The sequence below is a fragment of the Pseudomonas sp. SWRI111 genome (assembly GCF_014268555.1).
Lineage (GTDB): Bacteria > Pseudomonadota > Gammaproteobacteria > Pseudomonadales > Pseudomonadaceae > Aquipseudomonas > Aquipseudomonas hamedanensis.
On record NZ_JABWQQ010000002.1, the window covers coordinates 411,331 to 433,973 of the forward strand.

General features: G+C 59.4%; 26 protein-coding genes. 10 read left to right on the plus strand and 16 right to left on the minus strand.

The annotated features are described in order from the left end of the window. Positions 1-9 precede the first annotated feature (9 nt). Together HU755_RS05410 and HU755_RS05415 are read left to right on the plus strand one after the other, a co-directional pair. The gene (locus tag HU755_RS05410; RefSeq protein WP_186618911.1) at positions 10-555 is read left to right on the plus strand and encodes a gamma carbonic anhydrase family protein; all 546 of its coding nucleotides are present in this window, start codon (positions 10-12) and stop codon (positions 553-555) included. A 28-nt stretch (positions 556-583) separates the two neighbouring features. After that, the gene (locus tag HU755_RS05415; protein WP_186630846.1) at positions 584-1,234 is read left to right on the plus strand and encodes an HAD family hydrolase; all 651 of its coding nucleotides are present in this window, start codon (positions 584-586) and stop codon (positions 1,232-1,234) included. Between the two features lie 99 nt (positions 1,235-1,333). Here HU755_RS05415 and HU755_RS05420 read toward each other — a convergent pair whose 3' ends face one another. Then, entirely contained in the window at positions 1,334-2,410 is a 1,077-nt protein-coding gene (locus HU755_RS05420) for an aminopeptidase (protein ID WP_186630847.1), read from the minus strand. Between the two features lie 59 nt (positions 2,411-2,469). Between HU755_RS05420 and HU755_RS05425 the strand changes: the two genes are divergently transcribed. Further along, complete coding sequence (locus HU755_RS05425) at positions 2,470-2,892, plus strand: hypothetical protein (protein WP_186546315.1); 423 nt, start codon at positions 2,470-2,472, stop codon at positions 2,890-2,892. A 40-nt stretch (positions 2,893-2,932) separates the two neighbouring features. Next, positions 2,933-3,352 carry a hypothetical protein gene (locus tag HU755_RS05430; protein WP_186630848.1) on the plus strand — a complete coding sequence of 140 codons (420 nt, stop codon included), beginning with the start codon at positions 2,933-2,935 and terminating at the stop codon, positions 3,350-3,352. 4 nt (positions 3,353-3,356) lie between these two features. Here HU755_RS05430 and HU755_RS05435 read toward each other — a convergent pair whose 3' ends face one another. Next, positions 3,357-3,596: a DUF1161 domain-containing protein gene (locus HU755_RS05435; RefSeq protein WP_186618915.1), complete on the minus strand. Its 240-nt coding sequence runs from the start codon at positions 3,594-3,596 to the stop codon at positions 3,357-3,359. A gap of 240 nt (positions 3,597-3,836) precedes the next feature. After that, a complete protein-coding gene (locus HU755_RS05440; RefSeq protein WP_016772308.1) occupies positions 3,837-4,268 on the minus strand; it encodes an OsmC family protein in 432 nt (143 codons plus the stop codon). Positions 4,269-4,507: 239 nt separating this feature from the next. Here HU755_RS05440 and HU755_RS05445 point away from each other — a divergent pair, with 239 nt between their 5' ends. Further along, entirely contained in the window at positions 4,508-5,509 is a 1,002-nt protein-coding gene (locus HU755_RS05445) for an LLM class flavin-dependent oxidoreductase (RefSeq protein WP_186630849.1), read from the plus strand. A gap of 187 nt (positions 5,510-5,696) precedes the next feature. Here the strand turns inward: HU755_RS05445 and HU755_RS05450 are convergent, their stop codons facing one another. Beyond that, positions 5,697-5,921, minus strand: a complete 225-nt coding sequence (locus tag HU755_RS05450; RefSeq protein ID WP_186546320.1) for a DUF1161 domain-containing protein — start codon at positions 5,919-5,921, stop codon at positions 5,697-5,699. 126 nt (positions 5,922-6,047) lie between these two features. Further along, positions 6,048-6,263, minus strand: a complete 216-nt coding sequence (locus tag HU755_RS05455; protein ID WP_016772305.1) for a dodecin — start codon at positions 6,261-6,263, stop codon at positions 6,048-6,050. A 156-nt stretch (positions 6,264-6,419) separates the two neighbouring features. Between HU755_RS05455 and HU755_RS05460 the strand changes: the two genes are divergently transcribed. Beyond that, positions 6,420-6,746 carry a YqjD family protein gene (locus HU755_RS05460; RefSeq protein WP_007911686.1) on the plus strand — a complete coding sequence of 109 codons (327 nt, stop codon included), beginning with the start codon at positions 6,420-6,422 and terminating at the stop codon, positions 6,744-6,746. On the opposite strand, the gene HU755_RS05465 is transcribed toward HU755_RS05460, so the two are convergent. Then, on the minus strand, positions 6,719-7,636 hold the full coding sequence (locus tag HU755_RS05465) for a LysR family transcriptional regulator (protein WP_186630850.1): 918 nt from the start codon (positions 7,634-7,636) through the stop codon (positions 6,719-6,721). The two genes, HU755_RS05460 and HU755_RS05465, sit on opposite strands and share 28 nt — an antisense overlap. 112 nt (positions 7,637-7,748) lie before the next feature. On the opposite strand from HU755_RS05465, the gene trpB reads away from it, so the two are divergent. Then, positions 7,749-8,981 carry a tryptophan synthase subunit beta gene (gene trpB, locus HU755_RS05470; RefSeq protein ID WP_186630851.1) on the plus strand — a complete coding sequence of 411 codons (1,233 nt, stop codon included), beginning with the start codon at positions 7,749-7,751 and terminating at the stop codon, positions 8,979-8,981. Further along, positions 8,981-9,790, plus strand: coding sequence for a tryptophan synthase subunit alpha (gene trpA / locus HU755_RS05475; protein ID WP_186630852.1), 810 nt, complete (start codon positions 8,981-8,983; stop codon positions 9,788-9,790). The genes trpB and trpA overlap by 1 nt, the downstream gene beginning before the upstream one ends. 55 nt (positions 9,791-9,845) lie before the next feature. Here trpA and HU755_RS05480 read toward each other — a convergent pair whose 3' ends face one another. From HU755_RS05480 to HU755_RS05525, 10 genes are all read right to left on the minus strand, one after another. Next, entirely contained in the window at positions 9,846-11,807 is a 1,962-nt protein-coding gene (locus HU755_RS05480) for a DUF4105 domain-containing protein (RefSeq protein ID WP_186630853.1), read from the minus strand. Further along, on the minus strand, positions 11,804-12,124 hold the full coding sequence (locus HU755_RS05485; RefSeq protein WP_186546325.1) for a DUF2388 domain-containing protein: 321 nt from the start codon (positions 12,122-12,124) through the stop codon (positions 11,804-11,806). The genes HU755_RS05480 and HU755_RS05485 overlap by 4 nt, the downstream gene beginning before the upstream one ends. A gap of 27 nt (positions 12,125-12,151) precedes the next feature. Beyond that, positions 12,152-12,469, minus strand: a complete 318-nt coding sequence (locus HU755_RS05490; RefSeq protein WP_186618923.1) for a DUF2388 domain-containing protein — start codon at positions 12,467-12,469, stop codon at positions 12,152-12,154. 106 nt (positions 12,470-12,575) lie between these two features. Further along, positions 12,576-12,893 carry a DUF2388 domain-containing protein gene (locus tag HU755_RS05495; protein ID WP_186618924.1) on the minus strand — a complete coding sequence of 106 codons (318 nt, stop codon included), beginning with the start codon at positions 12,891-12,893 and terminating at the stop codon, positions 12,576-12,578. 331 nt (positions 12,894-13,224) lie between these two features. Beyond that, positions 13,225-13,440: a DUF1127 domain-containing protein gene (locus HU755_RS05500; RefSeq protein WP_007924247.1), complete on the minus strand. Its 216-nt coding sequence runs from the start codon at positions 13,438-13,440 to the stop codon at positions 13,225-13,227. 320 nt (positions 13,441-13,760) lie between these two features. Beyond that, complete coding sequence (locus tag HU755_RS05505) at positions 13,761-15,254, minus strand: acetyl-CoA hydrolase/transferase family protein (protein WP_186618925.1); 1,494 nt, start codon at positions 15,252-15,254, stop codon at positions 13,761-13,763. A 213-nt stretch (positions 15,255-15,467) separates the two neighbouring features. Further along, entirely contained in the window at positions 15,468-16,901 is a 1,434-nt protein-coding gene (locus tag HU755_RS05510; protein ID WP_186630854.1) for an NAD(P)(+) transhydrogenase (Re/Si-specific) subunit beta, read from the minus strand. Continuing rightward, a complete protein-coding gene (locus HU755_RS05515; protein ID WP_003187417.1) occupies positions 16,902-17,222 on the minus strand; it encodes an NAD(P) transhydrogenase subunit alpha in 321 nt (106 codons plus the stop codon). Positions 17,223-17,237: 15 nt separating this feature from the next. After that, complete coding sequence (locus HU755_RS05520; protein ID WP_186630855.1) at positions 17,238-18,359, minus strand: Re/Si-specific NAD(P)(+) transhydrogenase subunit alpha; 1,122 nt, start codon at positions 18,357-18,359, stop codon at positions 17,238-17,240. 434 nt (positions 18,360-18,793) lie between these two features. After that, positions 18,794-19,693 (minus strand): LysR family transcriptional regulator, encoded by a 900-nt coding sequence (locus tag HU755_RS05525; protein WP_186630856.1) that lies wholly within the window; start codon positions 19,691-19,693, stop codon positions 18,794-18,796. 158 nt (positions 19,694-19,851) lie between these two features. On the opposite strand from HU755_RS05525, the gene HU755_RS05530 reads away from it, so the two are divergent. Continuing rightward, entirely contained in the window at positions 19,852-21,033 is a 1,182-nt protein-coding gene (locus tag HU755_RS05530; RefSeq protein WP_186630857.1) for an acyl-CoA dehydrogenase, read from the plus strand. Positions 21,034-21,047: 14 nt separating this feature from the next. Then, positions 21,048-22,268, plus strand: a complete 1,221-nt coding sequence (locus tag HU755_RS05535) for a CaiB/BaiF CoA-transferase family protein (protein WP_186630858.1) — start codon at positions 21,048-21,050, stop codon at positions 22,266-22,268. Positions 22,269-22,643 lie beyond the last annotated feature (375 nt).

Genomic DNA, 22,643 nt, shown 5'->3' on the forward strand with positions numbered 1-22,643 from the left:
GAACTAATCGTGTCCCTTCGCAAATACCAGAATCACACCCCGCAGTTGAGCAAAGGCGCGTTTGTCGACGGCTCCGCGGTGGTGATCGGCGACGTCGAAATCGGCGAAGACAGCTCCGTCTGGCCATTGACGGTGATCCGCGGCGACATGCACCGGATCCGTATCGGCGCGCGCACCAGCGTCCAGGATGGCTGTGTGTTGCACATCACCCATGCCGGCCCGTTCAACCCGGACGGCTTCCCTTTATTGATCGGCGATGACGTGACGATTGCCCACAAAGTCATGCTGCACGGCTGCACAGTCGGTAGCCGCGTGCTGATCGGCATGGGCAGCATCGTCATGGATGGTGCGGTGGTTGAGGACGACGTGATCATTGGCGCCGGCAGCCTGGTGCCGCCGGGCAAACGCCTGCAAAGCGGGTTCCTCTACGTGGGCAGCCCGGTGAAACAGGTGCGGCCCTTGAGCGAAAAGGAAAACGCCTTCTTCACCTACAGCGCGGCGAACTATGTGAAGCTCAAGGACCTGCATCTGGCCGAAGGCTACGACACACTCTGAATCGATTCGCCACTGCCCAGGAATTTCCATGCATCATCAAACCGTACTGTTCGATCTCGATGGCACCCTGACTGACCCGCGTGAGGGCATCACCCGTTCCATTCAGTTTGCCCTCGCCAGGCTCGGCATCGATGAACCCGACCTGAGCAAACTGGAACATTTCATCGGCCCGCCGCTGCTGCAAGCGTTCATGCAGTTCTACGATTTCGACGAGGCCAAGGCCTGGGACGCGGTGAATTTCTATCGTGAGCGCTTCAGAGTCACCGGTCTCTACGAGAACCGCGTGTTCGACGGGGTGACGCCGCTACTGGAAACGCTTAGCGGCCAGGGACGCCAGTTGTACATTGCCACGTCCAAGCCGTGGGTGTTTGCCCGTGAGATCGCGCGGCATTTTGATTTCGCCCGGCATTTCAAAGTGATTTACGGCAGCGAACTGGATGGCACGCGGACCGACAAGGTCGAGCTGATTGCACACTTGCTCGCCGAAGAAGGGCTGGATCCGACGCAGACCCTGATGATTGGCGATCGTAAACACGACCTGATCGGGGCGCGCAGCAATGGCCTGGCGGCGGTGGCGGTGGGCTATGGGTTTGGTAGTTTCGAGGAGTTGACGGCCGAGGCGCCGGCTTATCACTTCCAGACGCTGGACGAGTTGCATCAGGCGTTTTTGCAGCGCTGATGAAACAGCTTTCGCGAGCAGGCTCGCTCCCACAGGGGCGCCTCTATCTGATGTGGGAGCGAGCCTGCTCGCGAAGAGGCACGATCTGCCTCCGCACAATCAGGAGGGTGCCAGAGCTTTCAAAGCCGCCTTGCGCGCATCAACCGGCAATCCTCCCAACCGCTCAACCCCGGCATAAAACCTCAACCAATCCCCTCCAGCTTGCCTGAACAACGCGGCAAACGCCGGCACCCACTGGTCGTACAGCCCGAACGGCAACAACCGTGCGTTATTCAGCGGTGCATTGACCCAGGCGTCATAGCGCTTGTCCCCGGCCCATTGGCTGTCCCTCATGGCCCGATAATCGCGGCGCAAGCGTTCGAATTCCGCGGCTTTGCGCTCGCGCATCTGCTCGGCCGCCAATGGCTGCGCGTACAGCTTCTCCAGCCGTGAACGCGTGTCGAGTATCAGCCCGATGAACTGGTCACGCTGCTTGAGCCTGGCCTCCGACTCTGCTGGCAGCCCGCGAAAGGCGCGCCATTGCCGCGTGCCTTCCTGCTCGACAAACGTGGCAAAGGACTCGTTGAACTCGGTGTCGTCCTGCACATAAACCCGTTGATGCGCCAGCTCATGAAAGATCAGCGTGGCGAGACGCTCATCGCCCCAGCCCACCATCGAATTGAGAATCGGGTCGTTGAACCAGCCCAGCGTCGAGTAGGCCTCGACGCCGCCAATCGCCACGTCCATGCCTTGCAGGCGCTGGATTGCCGCTTCGCCCCGCGCGGCGCTCTGGCTGTAATAGCCGCGATAGGCAACGCAGCCGGCAATCGGGAAGCAGTGGTTTTGCGGGGTCAGGGAAAACTCTGCTGTGGCGAACACGTTCCACACCACGAACGGGCGGCCAATGTCGGCATACAGGCGATAGCTCTGATTGTCGGGCAAGTGCAGGTGTTCGCTGGCGAAGGCGCGCGCCTTTTGCGACTGGGCCAGGTGGGCGCGCAGAGTTGCGTCACGGCTTGGGTCGGCGATGACCTTTTCCACAGGTTCGCGTGCGCGCAGCAATTGCAGTTGTCCACTGGCCAACTGGCCGTAATAGCTGACGCTGGCGCAACCGTTGAGCAACAAAAACAACACACCCGGAAACAAAAACGCAAAAACGCGATCAAGTAACCCAAGGCTTGAAAACGGCCTGATCACAATAAGAAATCCCCCGGAGAGTCTGCCCGCAAGACTATCCCGCCTTAAGGAGCACCGCTATGCGCATGTTAATGCTGACAGGAAGCCTGCTGATGCTGGCCGGTTGCGCCAATTTTGGCATGCCCGATCCGGACCCTTCGCAAGCCTGGATCGATCTCGATGCCCGGCAACCGGACACGGCGCTGCAAGCGCTGCAAGTCGATGCCAGACAGGCCATCGACAAACGTTATTTCGAAGTGCAGCCCGGCAGTCATGAGTTGAAGGTGCGTTATCAATTCCCGGTGGAGGCGACCAACATAGGCCCCGATGCCGAAACGTTGTGGCGCGATTGTCAGTTGAGCGTGAAATTCAAGGAGTTCAACGCCGGCCAGCGTTATCAACTGCAGGCTGGCAGCATCGGCTTCCGGCCATGGGCCAAGCTCTATGATGAACAGCGCAAAGTCGTCGGTCAGGGCACGCCGGCGGGCTGCCAGAGCAGCTGATCGGCGCTATGCTGGTGATTCAGAACTGTGGATATCCGTCATGCGTAGGTTGCCGCTGTTGCTCATCGCCAGTCTTGTCGCCGGTTGTCAGGCGCCGTTACCGGCCGTCGACCCGCAAATGGCCTGGGTCGAATTCTCGACGCCAAGCCCCGGCGGCAAGCTGTTGATGGCCGAACGTCTCGACAACCAGCGATTGCGCGACGGCCGTTTTTTTCAGGTAACGCCCGGTAGCCATGAGTTGCGGGTGCGTTTCGACTTCGAAGTGTTTGGCGGCGGTGGCAGTCTGATGACCGGCCCGGTAGAGCGTCTGTGTTACCTGACGATCCGTTACGACCACTTCGAGGCCGGTCAGCGTTATCTGCTGGAAGGGCGCTCGTTGGCGTTCACCCCAAGCGCACGCTTGTACAATGCCAAGCGCGAGATCGTTGCTGAAGACCGGGAATTCAGCTGCATCATCTAGCGGTTCAGTTGCCGTTTTTCTGGTAGATGATTCGCTTTGTGCCGTTTTCACACGAACCGACGATCATGGCCTCGTCGTGCTGTTTCGCTTCCTCAGCGGTGATGATTTCCAAGGTATACGACGGAATGGCTTTCGCCTGAATCTTGATTTCGATTTCTTTTCTGAGCTCTTCGCAGTCCTTGGGGGCTGCGATAGCGGACATGGCCAGTGCACTGCAGAGAATCGCCAAGCCAATACGTTTCATCAGTGAAGCTCCTTGAGGCAGCGCGCACGGGCGTGCGCTGAAGCTGCTGTCGATATTCGAGCATATTTTTACAGAGCGGGTTCTGACTTTGCTCACACCTTGTATCAATCGCCAGCTGCTGAGTTGGATTTTGAGACCGCCTTCGCGAGCAGGCTCGCTCCCACATTGAATCTGCGTCGTGCACAAATCCCCTGCGGGAGCGAGCCTGCTCGCGAAGACTTCAGACCTGCCAACGCCAAATCAGCTGACCAGCGAAGCCTCCAGCGTAATCTTCGCATTCAATACCTTGGAAACCGGGCACCCTTCCTTGGCCTTGTTGCTCAACTCCTCAAACTGCTGCTGAGTCGCGCCCGGGATCTTCGCCTTGAGAATCAGCTTCACTGCGGTGATCGCGAAGCCGCCATCGACCTGATCGAGGGTCACTTCAGCGTTGGTGTCGATGCTGTCCGCCTTCAGGCCGGCGTCGCCAAGAATCATCGAAAACGCCATGGAGAAGCAGCCGGCGTGGGCCGCGCCGATCAGTTCTTCGGGGTTGGTGCCCTTGCCGCCTTCAAAGCGTGCCTTGAAGCCGTAGGGGGCTTCTCTGAGGACGCCGGTTTCGGTGGAAATCGAGCCGAGACCGGTTTTCAGGTCGCCTTCCCAATGCGCGGATGCCTTTTTCACGATAGCCATGTCTGCCTCCTAAATGTGGCGCGCAACGCCGCGCCGTCGTGGTTCTTGCATGCAAGGCTTCTGAGGATAGACGGCGGAACAAAGTTCAGCCTGGCTGAATCGTTGACTTTTTTAGTAGGAAATTTCTTCGCTGCTATTGAATCTCGGGTATATGCCCTCATTCCATAAAACACGCTTATGGATTCGGCAGGTTTTCGTTCGCAAGAAAAACCTGCCTCCCCACTTGGAGACGCAGGTTCATGAAACAACTGTCCGACGTAAAATTTTCCACCCTCGATCTGGTGCCGGTGCGCGAGAACGGCAGCCCCGCGCAGTCGCTGCGCAATTCGCTGGATCTGGCCCAGCATGCCGAGAAACTCGGCTACACACGGTTCTGGGTTGCTGAGCACCACAACATGGACGGCATCGCCAGTTCGGCGACATCTGTACTGCTGGGTTATCTGGCAGGCGGCACCTCGTCGATTCGGGTCGGCTCCGGCGGCGTCATGCTGCCCAACCATGCGCCGCTGGTGATTGCCGAGCAGTTCGGCACCCTTGAAAGCCTGTACCCGGGACGGATTGATCTGGGCCTGGGCCGTGCGCCCGGCTCTGACCAGATGACCGCCCGCGCCTTGCGCCGCGAACGTTCCGGCAGCGCTGACGATTTTCCTGAAGATGTCGCCGAACTGGTGCGTTATCTTGGCCCGCGCACCCCGGATCAGCGCGTGATCGCAATGCCCGGCACCGGCACCAACGTGCCGGTCTGGCTGCTCGGTTCCAGCCTGTTCAGCGCGCAACTGGCCGGCGAGCGCGGTTTGCCTTACGCCTTCGCCTCGCATTTTGCGCCACGCTTCATGCACGAGGCGATCCGCGTCTATCGCAACCACTTCAAGCCGTCGGCGGTACTCGACAAGCCCTACGTGATGCTTGGTGTGCCGTTGGTAGCAGCGGATACCGACGAACAGGCCGATTATCTGGCGACATCGGTGTACCAGCGCATCCTTGCGCTGATGCGCGGGCAAAGCCTGGTGCAGCGCCCACCGGTGAAAACCATGGACGGCCTGTGGTTGCCCCACGAACGGGAAGCCGTCGGTGATTTCCTCGGCCTGGCAATGGTCGGCGGCCCGCAGAAGATCCGCGCCAAGCTGGAGGTGCTGATTGAGCAGACACAGGCGGATGAGCTGATTTTTACCTGTGATCTGTATGAGCATGCCGACCGCCTGCATTCCTACGAGCTGCTGGCGCAGGTCATGAAGGGCTGAGTACAGCCGATATCCACGGCCAAAACGTTACCTTGTGGGAGCGGGCTTGCTCGCGAAAGCGGAGTGCCAAACACTCAGGATGTCGACTGACACACCGCCTTCGCGAGCAAGCCCGCTCCCACATTTGAAATGTGCCGTGCATAAAAAAGCCGACGCATCCGCGTCGGCTTTTGTATTTCAGGCGCAATCAACCGCGCTTGTAGACGATTTCCTTGCTGCCACCTTCGCAGGTCCCGACCACTTTGGCGTCAGCCGCCGCGCCCTTGTCGACGACCTCCAGCGAATAGCCGGAAACACCTTTGGCGTCGAGCTTCGCCGCGATCTCGGCTTTCAGCTCTTCACAAGGCTTGCCGGCTGCAAACGCACCACCGGCAAGGCTCAACAAACCTACTGCCAACATGATCTTCTTCATCGGTTGCACTCCTGGTCGGATTGAAAAAGGCGCGCATCGAGACCTCGCCCGATACGCTCACCTATAGCGCTTTGCCATTCCCTATGGCACTCCGCCAGCGCGCAAGTTCAGAAGACCGGACCAAACTCAGCTGGCGGCAATCTTGAAACCGACTTTCAACGTCACCTGGAAATGTGCCACCTGGCCGTTTTCGATATGACCACGGGTCTCGGTCACTTCAAACCATTCCAGGTTGCGCAGGGTTTTATTGGCTTCGGCCAGCGCGTTGTTGATGGCGTCTTCGATGCTGGTGGTCGACGAACCGACCAGCTCGACTTTCTTGTAGGTGTGATGGTCACTCATGGCGATCTCCTTGGCGTGTGGAATTGAGACTAGCAGTGAATCGTTCTGTTGATTTCGGCGGCGTTGCGCTGCCGAAGTTCAGATTTTCTGCACTTTCTCGAAGCGGCGAAGTCCCAACCAACACACGCCACTCATCACCAATGCAGGAGAGCCACCATGGCCAACACCTCTTTACGTAAAGCCTCGTTGCAAAGCATGGAAGCCGAGATCGAGAGTCTGCTCAAATCGTTGGAAAGCTTGAAAGACGATGCTTCGGACGAGTCGCGCAAGACCCTCAAGGCGCTGAAAAGCAATGCTGAAAGTGCGCTGAAGCACTCGCGTCACCTGCTCAGCGACGCTTATGAAGAAGTCAAAGTGAAAACCCGCGAGACCGGCATTGCGACCCGCGACTACGCGCAGGAGCATCCGTGGACCACCGCCGGCGTGGCGGTCGGTGCAATCGGTCTGCTGGCGGCTTATTTGCTGTTCAAGCGCGGCGAGTGATCCGTCTGGCGCAGCTCGTTCTTGAGCCATTGCGCCAGTTGCCGGGCGCGCCCGTCTGCGGCGCGCTTGGGTAGCCACAACGCCAGTTGCGCCGGGGTTTCGCAAAAGCCCCACGGTGCAACGAGGCGCCCGGCCTTCAAATCTTCAGTCACCAGCGGTTCCGGCGCGATGGCCACGCCCAGGCCTGCCACCGCAGCCTCCAGCAAGTAATACAAATGCTCGAATCCTTGCCCAAGCTTCAACGCCTTGGCGTCGAGGGCATATTGCTGCGCCCAGCTTGGCCAGGCTTGCGGGCGCGACGTCGTGTGCAGCAGCGGTTCTTTGAGCAATGCCGAAGCGGGCGCTGTGCGCAAGCGTTGATAGCCACTGAACAACGGACTCATCACTGGGCCGATGCGCTCTGCCGCCAGTTCGTAGACCTGCATGTCTGCCGGCCACGGCGGTTCGGCGAACAGCAGCAAAGCATCCAGCCCAGGCCGACGCGGATCGAGATCACCCTCACCGGCCGACAAGTGCAGGCGCAAATCCGGCAGGTCGGCATTCAGACGCCCCAGGCGGGGAATAAACCAGCGCGCCAGCAGGCTTCCGGAACAGCCGAGCACGAACGGCGCATCGGCGGTACTTTGCGTCAGTTCGGCGCAAACACTGCGCAACCGATCAAACGCTTCGCCGCTGGCATCGCGCAAACGTACCCCGGCATCTGTGAGTTTCAAGCCGCGCCCGTCCTTGACGAACAAACTGACGCCGAGGTGTTCTTCCAGCACTTTGAGCTGGCGGCTGACAGCCCCATGGGTAACGTGCAGCTGCTCGGCAGCCTGACTGACGCTGTTCAGGCGGGCAGTGGCCTCGAAGGCACGCAGGGCATTCAACGGGGGCAGGTCGTGGCTCATAGTATGTGTGAGTTTTTCTGACAGGTTGTGGCGATCTTATCGGTTTTCAGGGCGCAGTGTCAGGGGTAGAGTGGACTCATTGTCTTTTGACCGAATTCACCTGGAGCGACCCATGACCCAGACTTCGAACACCTCTGATCTGCGTAACGGCCCTGACGCCAACGGCCTGTTCGGCGCGTTTGGTGGTCGCTACGTGGCAGAAACCCTGATGCCGTTGATCCTTGACCTGGCCCGCGAATACGAAGCGGCCAAGGAAGATCCGGCCTTCAAAGAAGAATTGGCCTACTTCCAGCGTGATTACGTCGGACGTCCGAGCCCACTGTATTTCGCCGAACGCCTGACCGAGTTCTGCGGTGGCGCCAAGATTTACCTCAAGCGTGAAGAGCTGAACCACACCGGCGCGCACAAGATCAACAACTGCATCGGCCAGATCCTGCTGGCGCGGCGCATGGGCAAGAAACGCATCATCGCCGAGACCGGCGCCGGCATGCACGGCGTGGCCACGGCCACCGTCGCTGCGCGTTTCGGTCTCGATTGCGTGATCTATATGGGCACCACCGACATCGAACGTCAGCAGGCCAACGTCTTTCGCATGAAGCTGCTGGGCGCCGAAGTGATTCCGGTAGTCGCCGGCACTGGCACCCTGAAAGACGCGATGAACGAAGCCCTGCGTGACTGGGTGACCAACGTCGACAACACCTTCTACCTGATCGGCACCGTGGCCGGCCCGCACCCGTACCCGGCGATGGTTCGCGACTTCCAGGCCGTGATCGGCAAAGAAACCCGCGACCAGTTGCAAGCTCAGGAAGGTCGTCTGCCAGACAGCCTGGTAGCGTGCATCGGCGGTGGCTCCAACGCCATGGGCCTGTTCCACCCGTTCCTGGATGACAAGAGCGTTGAAATCATCGGCGTCGAAGCAGCCGGTTACGGCATCGAAACCGGCAAGCACGCGGCCAGCCTCAATGGCGGTGTTCCGGGCGTGCTGCACGGCAATCGGACTTTCCTGCTGCAGGACGACGATGGTCAGATTATCGACGCTCATTCGATTTCCGCCGGCCTCGACTATCCGGGCATCGGTCCTGAACACGCCTGGTTGCACGACATCGGCCGCGTCCAGTACACCTCGGTGACCGATGACGAAGCGCTCGCAGCGTTCCACAAATGCTGCCGCCTGGAAGGGATTATCCCTGCGCTGGAAAGTGCCCACGCCCTGGCTGAAGTATTTAAACGCGCACCGAAGCTGCCGAAGGATCACCTGATGGTGGTCAACCTGTCCGGGCGTGGCGACAAAGACATGCAGACCGTCATGCACCATATGGAACAATCGCAGCAGGAGAAACACTGATGAGCCGCCTGCAAACCCGCTTTGCCGACCTCAAGCAACAGAACCGCGCCGCACTGGTGACCTTCGTGACCGCTGGCGATCCTGACTACGACACCTCGCTGGCGATCCTCAAAGGCTTGCCGGCGGCAGGTGCCGACGTGATTGAACTGGGCATGCCGTTTACCGATCCGATGGCCGACGGCCCGGCCATCCAGTTGGCCAACATTCGTGCGCTGGGCGCCAAGCAGAACCTGGCGAAAACCCTGCAAATGGTTCGCGAGTTTCGTGAAGGTAACAGCGACACGCCGCTGGTGCTGATGGGCTATTTCAACCCGATCCACAAATTCGGCGTCGAGCGCTTTATCGCCGAAGCCAAGGATGCCGGTGTCGATGGCCTGATCGTGGTCGACATGCCGCCGGAGCACAACGAAGAACTGTGCGACCCGGCGCAGGCGGCCGGCCTGGACTTCATTCGCCTGACCACGCCGACCACCGACGACGCGCGTTTACCGCGCGTGCTCAACGGCAGTTCCGGTTTCGTCTACTACGTGTCGGTTGCGGGCGTGACCGGGGCGGGTGCGGCGACGCTGGAGCATGTCGAAGAGGCGGTTGCGCGTCTGCGTCGGCACACCGATCTGCCGATCAGCATTGGTTTTGGTATCCGCACGCCGGAGCAAGCCGCGGCGATCGCGCGTCTGGCGGACGGTGTGGTGGTGGGCTCGGCCTTGATCGACCATATCGCCAGCGCCGATACGCCTGAGCAGGCGATCGACGGTGTATTGAGCCTGTGCTCCGCGCTGTCACAAGGCGTGCGCAAGGCTCGCGGCTAAGCGCACAAAGAATAAACAAAAAGGCTTCAGAACCGTGTTCTGAAGCCTTTGTTTTTCAGGGCAATTGCAGTCCGCCCGAGGCCTTGTGCAATTTGCGCAGATGCTCGCCAATCTGCTTCACGTTGGCCTCGCTGGCGGCAATCTCGGCGGCACGCTTGGGTTCGAGCAGCTTGCGCACTTCGGTATCGAGATCGCCGGACAGGGCCAGCAGCTTCTTCTGCCGCTGACTGCTTTCTGCTTCCAGCCTGTCAAACTCGCTTGGCTGCGGTAATCCATAACCTTTTGAGTCGAGCAGCTCCGCCGGACGGCTTAGGAAACCGCTGTTGGCGAGGATCTGCTGCAAGGTAGCGTTGGCTTTATCCATGCCACCATTCTCCAGTTCGCGCGCGCCGAGGTAGCGCTGTTTGACCTCGTCCTGCGCGAGCAGCAACTGCCGACGGAAACTGGCCTGCTCCAATAGCAGCAGCGCCGCACTGGTACGCAGGTCGGCTCGTTCGAACCATTCCCGGCGTTCCTCTGCTGTCAGCGAAAGCCAGTCCTCGACGGTGGTCTCCTTGATCGGCAGTTGCTTCTTCAGCACATCGAACATCGCCTGATAGCGATCACGGAACGAGTCGAAGCGATAACCCAGACGCAGCGCTTCTTTCGGATCGTCGAGCACGCTGGTGTCGGCCAATCCTCGGCCCTTGAGCACTTCGAGCAAGCCATTGGGCATGATGCTGTCGAGCCCAACGAGTTGGCTGTTGTTGCTACCGCTGCGCAACAGTTTCAAGCCTTCCACCGCGCAGTTGTTAGAGAGGAAAAAATAATTGCCGTCGTAGCTCCAGTGCATCTCGGCGGCATGTTCGACCACGCCTTCGATTTCCTCGCGAGACAGGTTCAGCGGCACGGAGGCGAGGCTGCGCAGCTCGGTCTTGGTGTATTCGTCGATCACTTGTGCCAACGGCAATACGAACAGGCGCGAGGGGTATTTGCCAACCAGTCCGTCCCAGCTCGACAGCTGCACGTCGCCAACGAAGGCGCGGTACGACAACACCAGATGCTGATCGAGGTCGAGGCGGCAATCCGGGCCACGCGGGCGGCCCGGCGCGCAGATGACCAGGCGCAACATGCTGTGGCCCCAGCGGCTGACCCAGTTCTGATTCGCCTCGGCCAGCAGGTAATCGACGGCATAGACGCGTTCCGGATCGACGCGCCCCAAGGGCTGCCTGGCGAAGTCATTGCCCGCATTCAAAAAGGCGAAGCTCTTGCTGCAGGTGTCCTTGGCCGATGGCGCCCAGCCGAAGTGGTCCTTGTAGTAGCGATACAGCGCCGGGCGGCGGCAGGCGTAGCTCGGGTCGAGGAGGAAGTACTCCATGTTGACCGCGACGAATTCCTTGGGGCTGGAAATTTCGTACAGATCGGGGCTGCGGGCGATCTGCCGGTTGTGTTGTTCACGCTCGCCGCGACGACCGACATATTGCTGCCAGCCGGCAAGGTCGAGCAGGCGCGGGTCGTCACTGAGGGTGAAGCGACGGCCATTCTGTCCGCGACACTCATCGGGAATGCCGATCAGTCCTGCGCTATCGAAACGCCGGGTGCAGCGTTGGATCAGCGTGCGTTCGGCGCCCGGCCATAAGCGCGCGCGGTCGTAAATATGAGTGATCTCGTGCAGCACCGTGGCGAGCAGTTCCTGACGAACAGTGCCGTGGGGGCGATTGGTTTTCTCTTTGGCCGCGCTGCCGTCGGTGAGTCCGGGCAGCAACTTGCGGTTCAGGTCGAGCTCGGCAACCAGCGTCGCCTGCCCGTAAGCATTGGCGGGCATGTCGTCGGTCCAGCCGACATCAATGCGCCGGTCCAGCCGCTCGATGAAGCTCGGCGGCAGCTTCTGCAGAGCCTCATCGATCAGCGCCTGGCTGGCCTGTTGTTGAGCCGGACTCAGACCCTCGGTCTTGAGCCGCAATTGCAGGCCGGCGTGGGCGCTGTTACCAAGCAGCAACAACGCCCCGGCCAGCAGCCAGGCACCCATGGACCTCACAGTGCGAGGATAGCTTCGGCGAGTACCTGGTCACTGGCGTCGCGCGCTTCCGGCACGCGGGTACGCAGGGTATTGAGCGCGGCTTCGAGGTGAGCACCGCGGATGTCGCCGTTGCTGGCGACGAAACTGGCGGCGTCGTCATGGGCTTCGCGGATGATTTTCGAATCGCGGATGGACGTGGTGGTGTCGGAGGTGAAATCGATGGTGCGCTGGGAGGCACGAACGATGATGTTACTGGTGGCTACCAGGGTTTGCGCCTGGGCCACGTCGGCCAACAAAAACAGGCCAAGGGCGGCAGCAATCAGCGGGCTACGCATGGAACGACTCCGGAAGGACAAGGATAACTATTGGACGAGAATTGCCTCGGCCAGTTCAAGGTCGCTGGCATGAAGTTTTGGCCGGGTCTTGCGCAGATAATGCAGCGCGGACTCCAGCCGGGCACCTCGCCATTCACCGTCACTGGCAACGAATACCGCCGCGTCATCGTGAGCGGCGAGCAGCAGTTTACGGTCGAACGGTGCAGAAGACACCATGCTGGTGGCGTAACCGCTGACAACGGTGCCTTGGGTCGACGCATTGAAGGCATCGAAGGCGCTGGCAGGCGTTGTCCAGCAGACAATCAATACAGCAGAAGGGAACAGCAGATTCGAAAGAAAACGCATGAGACTCGGTAATGGTTGGCGAGCTCAAAGGCTAGCGCAATGCCCGGGCCAGAGCCAGCGTTGAAACATCGGGACACGAGCGAAGTGTCCCGATCAGTTCCGTCGCTTAGATCGTCAGGATAGCCTGAGCCAACTGGGCGTCGGTGGCCTGCAGCTGTGGCGCCTGGTGGCGAATGTGGTCCAGCGCGCTTTCCAGCTTCACGCCACGGATCTCGCCTTCGCTGGCGACGAAGCTGGCGGCGTCGTCACGAGCGGCCAGGACGATCTTGTCGTCACGAAAGGAGGACGTCACATCCGACGTGGCGTCGGAAGACGCTTTCAGAGCGCCGACGAGGGAGTCGGTGGTCACGATGAAGCTGGTAGCGCTGGCATTGGTAGCCATAGCCAGCAGGGCAGCGGCACTGAGCAGACGAAGACGGGTCATGGTGTAACTCCTTTGGATAAACCGTAGTGAGAGGTGGCTCGGTATCTGAGGAGTCAGACGCCAGTTGCTTAACGTTCGCCACGTACTGTGTGGATATTAGGCTGGCGGGCGCGGTTCGCCCAGTGATGGCAACCCTTGCAAGCGCCTTTTTCATAACTGTTATGGTGATTGTTTGTATTGATAAAACTGTAACGGTCGGCCGCAAATCGGCACGCTAGAGGCACCGCAGTCCAAAACGACAGAACCCGTCGTGGTTTCCCACGACGGGTTCTGTTTTATTCAATTCAGGTTGCTGGCGGTGGGTCTTGGCGACCAGAGCCAGCGACGCTACTTAGCGCCAGAACGGCTTGCTCAGCTCTTCGTAGCGTTGTGCTTCGCTGATACCGGCGTCAGCCAGCAGACGCGAATCCAGACGAGCCAGTTGATGGCGGCTGGAGATGCGGCGCTGCCACAACATCAGGTTGGCGAGAACGCGCAGAGGCAGGGAAGCCTGGGTTTTTGCAGCTTTGTCTTCGAAGAACAGTTCGGAACTGAGTGTACGTTCCATGGTTGACATCCTTCCGCTTGTGGCGGGATCAGGTAGTGGTTTGACTGGTGCCCATGATCCTCCTGTTTGCCTAGTCTCTGTAGATACAGTTCAGCTGTATTGTGAGTGACCAGTTAACTGTTTATAGGCGGTGTACGGGTCAAAATCGAGCAAACTGTACCTGTCCGCACCGATTCAGTGCGTTTATGCCCGATTCAGTCCAGATCGCAGTCTACTATCGTGGGAATAGACCGGTACAGCAGTACAGTTTTTGCAGGAAAGGACGTGTGCGAAAGTCCATCGGCACACAGTGCGTGTACGCCGATGGTTTATCTGTGCGATTACACCGCGAGCATGCGTCCGGTTTCTTCCAGATTGATATGCCAGCTCAAGGCTTCACGCAGGATGTGTGGCGTGTGCCCACCAATGGCACAGGCTGCGGTGAAGTAGTCATTCAGCGCCTGGCGGAAATCCGGATGCACACAGTTGTCGATAATCACACGGGCACGTTCGCGCGGTGCCAGGCCGCGCAGGTCGGCCAGACCGACCTCGGTCACCAGAATGTCGACGTCATGTTCGGTGTGGTCAACGTGGCTGACCATCGGCACCACGCTGGAAATTGCGCCGCCCTTGGCAATCGATTTGGTCACAAACACCGCCAGATGCGCGTTGCGCGCGAAATCGCCGGAGCCGCCGATGCCGTTCATCATCCGCGTGCCGCAGACATGGGTGGAGTTGACGTTGCCGTAGATGTCGAATTCCAGCGCGGTGTTGATGCCGATGATGCCCAGGCGGCGCACCACTTCCGGGTGGTTGGAGATCTCTTGCGGACGCAACACCAGCTTGTCCTTGTACTTCTCCAGATTGCCGAACACGTCGCTGTTGCGTCGTTCCGACAGGGTGATCGAGCTGCCCGAGGCAAAGCTCAGCTTGCCAGCATCGATCAGGTCGAAGGTCGAGTCCTGCAGTACTTCGGAGTACATGGTCAGGTCTTCGAACGGCGAGTCGATCAAGCCGCACATCACCGCGTTGGCAATATTGCCGATCCCGGCCTGCAGAGGGCCCAACTTGTTGGTCATTCGCCCGGCGTCGACTTCCTGCTTGAAAAAGGTGATCAGATGTTCAGCGATGGCGTTGGTATCAACGTCCGGTGTCGACACCGTGGACGGCGAGTCCGCCTGCTGGGTGATGACAATGGCAACGATTTTTTCCGGCGGGATCGGTATCGCCGTGCTGCCGATACGGTCGTCTACTTTTACCAGCGGGATCGGCGTCCGCGTCGGGCGGTACGTCGGGATATAAATGTCGTGCAGGCCTTCGAGGTTGGCGTTATGCGCCAGGTTGATTTCGACAATCACCTGTTTGGCGAAGATCGCGAAGCTGGCCGAGTTGCCTACCGAAGTGGTCGGCACGATGTGGCCCTGTTCAGTGATGGCGACGGCTTCGATGACGGCGATGTCCGGCAGCTTCAGCTGCTGATTGCGCAGTTGCTCGACAGTCTCCGACAGGTGCTGATCGATGAACATCACCTCGCCGGCGTTGATCGCCTTGCGCAGGGTGCTGTCGACTTGAAACGGCATGCGCCGTGACAGTACGCCGGCCTCGGTCAATTGCTTGTCGAGGTCGTTGCCCAGGCTGGCGCCTGTCATCAGGCTGATTTTCAGCGGCGTGACCTTGGCGCGCTCGGCCAGTGCGTGCGGGACGGCTTTGGCTTCGCCGGCGCGGGTGAAGCCGCTCATGCCGACGGTCATGCCGTCCTCAATCAGAGCAGCGGCGTCGGCGGCGCTCATCACTTTGTCCAACAACGAAGGCAGGCGAATACGGTCACGGTACATTGATGATTTCTCGGGCAGCGAGTAGCAGGATGCGCAGTCTAGTGAATTTGCCGGGCGCCTGTCCCGCTACCAAGGTCGCAAATGAGGCGTCTATTTAGCGGCTTTCAAGTAAAACACCGTTACCGGATCGGCAACAACGCGGCAAATTGTCCAGCGTTTTGCGCAAACTAAAACGCCCCGACAAGTCGGGGCGTTCGTTATCGCTGCGGGGGATTACTCGACGGCTTTAACCATGTCTTCGATGACTTTCTTCGCGTCGCCGAAGACCATCATGGTCTTGTCGAGGTAGAACAGTTCGTTGTCCAGGCCGGCATAACCGCTGGCCATCGAACGCTTGTTGACGATGATGGTCTTGGCCTTGAACGCTTCAAGGATCGGCATGCCGGCAATCGGCGACTTCGGATCGTTCTTCGCGGCCGGGTTGACCACGTCGTTCGCACCGAGCACCAACACCACGTCGGCCTGGCCGAATTCGGAGTTGATATCCTCCATCTCGAACACTTGGTCGTAAGGCACTTCGGCCTCGGCGAGCAATACGTTCATGTGCCCGGGCATCCGACCTGCCACTGGGTGGATCGCGTACTTCACGGTCACGCCGCGGTGGGTCAGCTTCTCGGTCAGTTCCTTCAGGGCATGTTGTGCCCGAGCCACTGCCAGGCCGTATCCCGGCACGATAATCACGGTGTCGGCGTTGGTCAGCAGGAAGGTCGCGTCGTCAGCCGAACCGGATTTCACCGGGCGTGCTTCTTTCGCGCCGGTCGGACCGGCATCGGCGGTGTTGCCGAAACCACCCAGCAGCACATTAAAGAAGGAACGATTCATCGCCTTGCACATGATGTACGAGAGGATCGCACCGCTCGAACCCACCAAGGAGCCTGCAATGATCAACATCGAGTTGTTCAGCGAGAAGCCGATACCCGCTGCCGCCCAGCCCGAATAGCTGTTGAGCATCGACACGACGACCGGCATGTCGGCGCCGCCGATCGGGATGATGATCAGCACACCCATCACGAACGCCAACGCCAGCATCAGCGCGAATGCGGTGAGGTTGCCGGTGAACATGAAGGTCAGGCCGAGCGCCAGCGTAGCCAGGCCCAGCACCGCGTTCAGCTTGTGCTGACCGGAAAACTGTACCGGTGCCCCTTGGAACAGGCGAAACTTGTACTTGCCCGACAACTTGCCGAACGCAATCACCGAACCGGAGAAGGTGATCGCACCGATGGCCGCCCCGAGGAACAGCTCCAGACGGTTGCCCGCCGGGATCGCGTCGCCCAATTGCTTGACGATGCCCAGCGACTGCGGCTCAACCACAGCGGCAATGGCAATGAAGACCGCCGCCAGACCGATCATGCTGTGCATGAAGGCGACCAGTTCCGGCATCTTGGTCATTTCAACGCGCTTGGCCATGATCGAACCGGCGGTGCCGCCGACCAGCAGGCCGACGATGACATAGCCAATGCCGGCAGTCGCAAGCTCTGCGCCCAGCTTATAGATGAGGCCAACCGTGGTGATAATGGCCAACGCCATGCCGAGCATGCCGAACAGGTTGCCGCGCCGCGAGGTGGTCGGGTGCGACAAGCCTTTAAGGGCCTGGATAAAGCAGATCGACGCGATCAGGTAGAGCGTCGTGACGAGATTCATGCTCATTTACTTCGGCGCCTCTTCTTTTACTTTCGGGGCTTTCTTCTTGAACATCTCGAGCATGCGGCGGGTGACCAGGAAACCACCGAAGACGTTGACCGCCGCCAGTGCCACGGCGAGCGTGCCCATGGTTTTGCCCAGCGGGGTCACGGTCAATGCGGCCGCAAGCATGGCGCCGACGATCACGATTGCCGAGATGGCGTTAGTGACTGCCATCAACGGTGTGTGCAGCGCAGGTGTAACGTTCCAGACCACGTGATAACCGACATAAATCGCCAGCACGAAGATGATCAGGTTGTAGATACCGGGGGAGATAAGCTCTTCCATCGTCTGAATCCCTGCTTAGGCGTTTTTGCGGATGACTTGGCCGTCGCGGCACATCAGGCACGCGGCGACGATGTCGTCTTCGAGGTTGACGTCGAACTGGCCTTCGTTGGTGAACACCAGCTTGAGGAAGTCCAGCAGGTTGCGTGCGTACAGTGCCGAGGCGTCGGCGGCGACTTCACCAGCGAGGTTGGTCGGACCGACGATGGTCACGCCGTTTTCCACGACAACCTGGTCGGCCACAGTCAGCGGGCAGTTGCCACCCTGAGCGGCAGCGAGGTCGATAACCACCGAACCCGGCTTCATCTGCGCCACGGTGTCTGCGCTCAACAGCGTTGGAGCCTTGCGGCCCGGGATCAATGCGGTGGTGATGACAATGTCAGCCTGTTTCGCGCGTTCGTGAACGGCCTGGGCCTGGCGCTGCATCCAGCTCGCTGGCATCGGCCGCGCATAACCGCCGACACCGACGGCGCACTCGCGCTCTTCATCGGTCTCGTAAGGCACGTCGACGAACTTCGCGCCGAGGGACTCGATCTGCTCTTTCACCGCTGGACGCACGTCAGACGCTTCAATCACTGCACCCAGACGTTTTGCCGTGGCAATCGCCTGCAACCCGGCCACGCCCGCGCCGAGAATCAGCACCCGCGCCGCTTTAACCGTGCCCGCGGCAGTCATCAGCATCGGCATGAAACGCGGATAGTAGTGCGCGGCCAGCAACACCGCTTTGTAGCCAGCAATGTTCGCCTGCGATGACAACACATCGAGGCTCTGCGCCCGCGAAGTGCGTGGTGCCGCTTCGAGGGCAAACGCGGTAATACCGCACTCGGCCATTTTCGCGAGGGTTTCGTTGTTGAACGGATTGAGCATGCCCACCAGCACCGTTCCGCGCTTGATCAGCGTCAGTTCGGCATCGCTTGGGGCAACCACCTTGAGAATCAGCTCGGCGCCAAACGCATCGTTGGCACTGCCAATGGTTGCGCCTGCCGCTTCATAGGCACTGTCGACGATGCTGGCCTTGACGCCTGCACCGGTTTGCACAGTGACCTTATGACCTTGGCTGATCAGCTTTTTAATGGTTTCCGGGGTCGCAGCAACCCGCGTTTCACCGGTCTGGGTTTCGAGAGGAACACCAATGTGCACGTCAAATCTCCTGCGTGATCTTATTGAGTAAACCCAGGCACTGCGGATGGTGCGACTGGGGCGGCCGATCAGCACGATCCCGCCAAATCAGGGCGGGGCGCGGCATTTTGCAGGCGAACTTTATGCCCTTCAAGGGATTATGACGGGTGACGGAAAATTAACTACAAGTCATGCCGTGACCGAATGTCGCAGATGGCCAGTTGAATCCCTTGCAGACCGTGCCCTGTAAGGATTCTGGCTGAAGATGGAAAAATTTCTCATCGGTGGCGTGAATAGGCAGTAATGCGTCGCCAATGGAGGCTCAAAGCCACGTACTTAGGCGCTTCTGGGACGTCTGTACGACTTTCGGATACAGTCACCGAAATTGCGACAAATAGTTATATCTGTAGTGCTTTCGGTTTCCTGACTACGCAGTTAGGAAGTGCTGTATGCCCTTATTCCTCTAGGCTGTAGCTATGTGCCTGATTCACCAACCAGTCGCGAAATGCCTTGAGCGACGCCGATTCGACCTTTCGCTCGGGAATCATCAAGTAATAGGCCTTGATGCTCGTAAGTGCTTGGGGGTTGGCAATCACCAAGCGCTTCTCGGCCAGCTCGCGCTGAATCAGGAAGGGGGGAATCAACGCAATCCCCATGTCGTGCATCGCGGCTTGGGCGAGCATGGAGAATAGCTCGTAGCGCGGGCCTGTCATGTCTCGGGGGATGTTCAATTGTTGTGAATTGAACCACTGACGCCAGGCATACGGGCGAGTGGTCTGTTGCAACAGTGGCAATTCTGCGATGGCTTGAGCTGTCAGTTGCTCTTGGTTTTGAAGCAGGGCGGGGCTGCACACCGGCATCGGATTTTCGCCCATCAACCGGTGGGACTCGGTACCGGACCAATCGGCGTCGCCGAAGTAGATCGCAGCGTCGAATTCGGTATCGGCAAACAGGAAGGGCCGGGTGCGGTTGGTCAGGTTAACGGTGACTTCCGGGTGCTTGAGCTGGAAATCCTTGAGCCGTGGCAGTAGCCATTGCGTGCCGAAGGTAGGCACTACGGCCAATTCGATCACGTTGGTGCCTTGCTGGCCCATCACTGAAAGGGTGTCGCGCTCGACGGCATCAAGCTGAGTCGCCACACGACGACTGTAGGAAAGGCCTGCTTCGGTCAGCTTTACGCCGCGCCGCGAACGCCGGAACAGTTCCACTCCGAGAAACTCCTCGAGGCTGGCGATCTGTCGGCATATCGCGCCCTGAGTCAGCGAAAGTTCTTCGGCGGCCCTGGTAAAGCTCTCGTGGCGTGCGGCGGCTTCGAAGCTGATCAGGGCGGCAGTGCTGGGGATCTTCCTGCGCATGTACGTTAATCTCACTGATACGTCGGGCAAACGGCAGTTTACGCCGTTTCGAAGTGAGAAAATCACACAACAGCATGCGAAATCCTCGTTTGCCGCCAACGAGAACCGCGCCTAGGATCAATGCCACGTTAATTCACCCGATTTGCGAGGACACACCCATGGGCGGTAAAGCGAGTTTCAACTGGATCGATCCCCTGCTGCTGGATCAACAGCTCACTGAAGAAGAGCGCATGATCCGCGACACCGCCGAGCAGTTCGCTCAACAGAGCCTGGCACCGCGTGTCCTCGAAGCTTTCCGACATGAGAAAACCGACCCGGCAATCTTCCGTGAAATGGGTGAAGTCGGCCTGTTGGGCGCGACTATCCCAGAGCAGTACGGCGGCAGCGGCTTGAATTACGTCAGCTACGGCTTGATCGCTCGTGAAGTAGAGCGCGTCGACTCCGGCTACCGCTCGATGATGAGCGTGCAGTCTTCGCTGGTGATGGTGCCGATCAACGAATTCGGTACCGAAGCGCAGAAGCAGAAGTACCTGCCGAAACTGGCCTCCGGCGAATGGATCGGCTGCTTCGGCCTGACCGAGCCGAATCACGGTTCCGATCCTGGCGCCATGATTAGCCGCGCACGTAAAGTCGACGGCGGCTACAGCCTGACTGGCGCAAAGATGTGGATCACCAACAGTCCGATCGCCGATGTCTTCGTGGTCTGGGCCAAAGACGATGCCGGCGACATCCGCGGCTTCGTCCTGGAGAAAGGCTGGAAAGGCCTGAGCGCGCCGGCGATTCATGGCAAGGTCGGCCTGCGGGCGTCGATCACCGGTGAAATTGTGATGGACAACGTGTTCGTGCCGGAAGAGAACATTTTCCCCGAAGTGCGTGGCCTGAAAGGGCCGTTCACCTGCCTTAACTCTGCGCGCTATGGCATTTCCTGGGGCGCATTGGGCGCTGCCGAATTCTGCTGGCACACCGCGCGCCAGTACACCCTGGATCGCCAGCAGTTCGGTCGTCCTTTGGCCGCTACGCAATTGGTCCAGAAGAAGCTGGCCGACATGCAAACTGAGATCACGCTGGCCCTGCAGGGCTGCCTGCGTCTGGGGCGCATGAAGGATGAAGGCACCGCTGCGGTCGAAATCACTTCAATCATGAAGCGCAACTCGTGCGGCAAGTCGCTGGACATCGCCCGTATGGCTCGCGACATGCTCGGTGGCAACGGCATCTCTGACGAGTTCGGCGTGGCCCGTCACTTGGTCAACCTTGAGGTGGTGAACACCTATGAAGGTACTCACGACGTTCATGCCTTGATCCTCGGGCGGGCGCAAACCGGTCTGCAGGCGTTCTATTAATAGGAGAGCGGACCATGGGCGCGCTGTCGCATCTGCGGGTACTGGATTTATCGCGAGTGCTGGCCGGGCCGTGGGCCGGGCAGATCCTCGCTGACCTTGGCGCCGAGGTGATCAAGGTCGAGCGCCCCGGCAATGGTGATGACACGCGTGCCTGGGGGCCGCCCTTCCTTAAAGATGCGTATGGCGAGAATACGTCCGAGGCGGCGTATTACCTTTCGGCGAACCGCAACAAGCAATCGGTGACCATCGATTTCACACGTGCCGAAGGGCAGAAACTGGTGCGGGACCTCGCGGCGAAGTCGGACATTCTTATCGAGAACTTCAAGGTCGGCGGTCTGGCGGCGTACGGGCTGGACTATGAGTCGCTGAAAGCGATCAACCCGAATCTTATCTATTGTTCCATCACCGGCTTCGGCCAGACCGGACCGTATGCAAAGCGTGCCGGCTATGACTTCATGATTCAGGGGCTGGGCGGCTTGATGAGCTTGACCGGCCGGCCCGATGGCGATGAAGGGGCTGGTCCGGTTAAGGTTGGGGTGGCATTGACGGATATCCTGACCGGGCTGTATTCGACGGTGGCGATTCTGGCGGCGTTGGCCCATCGGGACCATGGTGGCGGTGGTCAGCATATCGATATGGCATTGCTCGATGTGCAGGTCGCCTGTCTGGCCAACCAGGCCATGAACTACCTGACCACAGGCAATGCGCCAAAGCGTCTGGGTAATGCGCATCCGAACATCGTGCCTTATCAGGACTTTCCTACGGCTGATGGCGACTTCATCCTCACTGTGGGTAACGACGGGCAGTTCCGCAAGTTTGCCGAAGTGGCGGGGCAGCCGCAGTGGGCGGATGATCCGCGCTTCGCGACGAACAAGCTGCGAGTGGCGAACCGCGCAGTGTTGATTCCATTGATCCGCCAGGCCACGGTCTTCAAGACCACGGCCGAGTGGGTAGCCCGGTTGGAGCAAGCGGGTGTGCCCTGTGGGCCGATCAATGATTTGTCGCAGGTATTTGAAGACGCGCAGGTGAAGGCACGCGGTCTGGCTATCGAGCTGCCGCACGCGCTCGCCGGATTGGTGCCTCAAGTGGCCAGCCCGATTCGGCTGTCAGAGACGCCTGTCAAGTATCGTCATGCTCCTCCTTTATTAGGCGAGCACACGTTGGAAGTTTTGCAGCGGGTGCTGGGTCTCAGTGCGGGTGCGGTGGCTGAGCTTAAGGGCGCTGGGGTGCTCTAAGATCTCCTTCTATATAGAAGGCGCTGGTTTTTCCTCATATTCGACGGCGAATTGTCTGTTTTTTAGCCAATCTGCAAGTTATTGAAAGAAAAGCGAAATTAACGGTTGACGGCAGATTCTGGAAGTCTATAATTCGCCCCACTTCCGGCGCAGTCGAAACGGAAAACTCCTTGAGATTCAAAGAGTTACGCGGTTTTCGACAGCGGCTTGCTTCAGATCATCGAAGCCTGGAAGGAGTTGGAATCGCAGTGATGTTTGGCGCTTTCAACGGTTCGATCTTCTCGGTCGAAAGCGGTGTAAAAGAGGTGTTGACAACAGCGAGTAACGCTGTAGAATTCGCCTCCCGCTAACGAGAGATCGGAAGCGCAAGTGGTT

Excerpts from the sequence above, each read along its gene's own strand:
- HU755_RS05415 (WP_186630846.1), top strand. The coding sequence starts at position 584 with ATGCATCATCAAACCGTACTGTTCGATCTCGATGGCACCCTGACTGAC.
- HU755_RS05425 (WP_186546315.1), top strand. The coding sequence starts at position 2,470 with ATGCGCATGTTAATGCTGACAGGAAGCCTGCTGATGCTGGCCGGTTGC.
- HU755_RS05430 (WP_186630848.1), top strand. The coding sequence starts at position 2,933 with ATGCGTAGGTTGCCGCTGTTGCTCATCGCCAGTCTTGTCGCCGGTTGT.
- HU755_RS05435 (WP_186618915.1), bottom strand. The coding sequence starts at position 3,596 with ATGAAACGTATTGGCTTGGCGATTCTCTGCAGTGCACTGGCCATGTCC.
- HU755_RS05440 (WP_016772308.1), bottom strand. The coding sequence starts at position 4,268 with ATGGCTATCGTGAAAAAGGCATCCGCGCATTGGGAAGGCGACCTGAAA.
- HU755_RS05445 (WP_186630849.1), top strand. The coding sequence starts at position 4,508 with ATGAAACAACTGTCCGACGTAAAATTTTCCACCCTCGATCTGGTGCCG.
- HU755_RS05450 (WP_186546320.1), bottom strand. The coding sequence starts at position 5,921 with ATGAAGAAGATCATGTTGGCAGTAGGTTTGTTGAGCCTTGCCGGTGGT.
- HU755_RS05455 (WP_016772305.1), bottom strand. The coding sequence starts at position 6,263 with ATGAGTGACCATCACACCTACAAGAAAGTCGAGCTGGTCGGTTCGTCG.
- HU755_RS05460 (WP_007911686.1), top strand. The coding sequence starts at position 6,420 with ATGGCCAACACCTCTTTACGTAAAGCCTCGTTGCAAAGCATGGAAGCC.
- HU755_RS05465 (WP_186630850.1), bottom strand. The coding sequence starts at position 7,636 with ATGAGCCACGACCTGCCCCCGTTGAATGCCCTGCGTGCCTTCGAGGCC.
- trpB (WP_186630851.1), top strand. The coding sequence starts at position 7,749 with ATGACCCAGACTTCGAACACCTCTGATCTGCGTAACGGCCCTGACGCC.
- trpA (WP_186630852.1), top strand. The coding sequence starts at position 8,981 with ATGAGCCGCCTGCAAACCCGCTTTGCCGACCTCAAGCAACAGAACCGC.
- HU755_RS05485 (WP_186546325.1), bottom strand. The coding sequence starts at position 12,124 with ATGCGTAGCCCGCTGATTGCTGCCGCCCTTGGCCTGTTTTTGTTGGCC.
- HU755_RS05490 (WP_186618923.1), bottom strand. The coding sequence starts at position 12,469 with ATGCGTTTTCTTTCGAATCTGCTGTTCCCTTCTGCTGTATTGATTGTC.
- HU755_RS05495 (WP_186618924.1), bottom strand. The coding sequence starts at position 12,893 with ATGACCCGTCTTCGTCTGCTCAGTGCCGCTGCCCTGCTGGCTATGGCT.
- HU755_RS05500 (WP_007924247.1), bottom strand. The coding sequence starts at position 13,440 with ATGGAACGTACACTCAGTTCCGAACTGTTCTTCGAAGACAAAGCTGCA.
- HU755_RS05505 (WP_186618925.1), bottom strand. The coding sequence starts at position 15,254 with ATGTACCGTGACCGTATTCGCCTGCCTTCGTTGTTGGACAAAGTGATG.
- HU755_RS05510 (WP_186630854.1), bottom strand. The coding sequence starts at position 16,901 with ATGAGCATGAATCTCGTCACGACGCTCTACCTGATCGCGTCGATCTGC.
- HU755_RS05515 (WP_003187417.1), bottom strand. The coding sequence starts at position 17,222 with ATGGAAGAGCTTATCTCCCCCGGTATCTACAACCTGATCATCTTCGTG.
- HU755_RS05525 (WP_186630856.1), bottom strand. The coding sequence starts at position 19,693 with ATGCGCAGGAAGATCCCCAGCACTGCCGCCCTGATCAGCTTCGAAGCC.
- HU755_RS05530 (WP_186630857.1), top strand. The coding sequence starts at position 19,852 with ATGGGCGGTAAAGCGAGTTTCAACTGGATCGATCCCCTGCTGCTGGAT.
- HU755_RS05535 (WP_186630858.1), top strand. The coding sequence starts at position 21,048 with ATGGGCGCGCTGTCGCATCTGCGGGTACTGGATTTATCGCGAGTGCTG.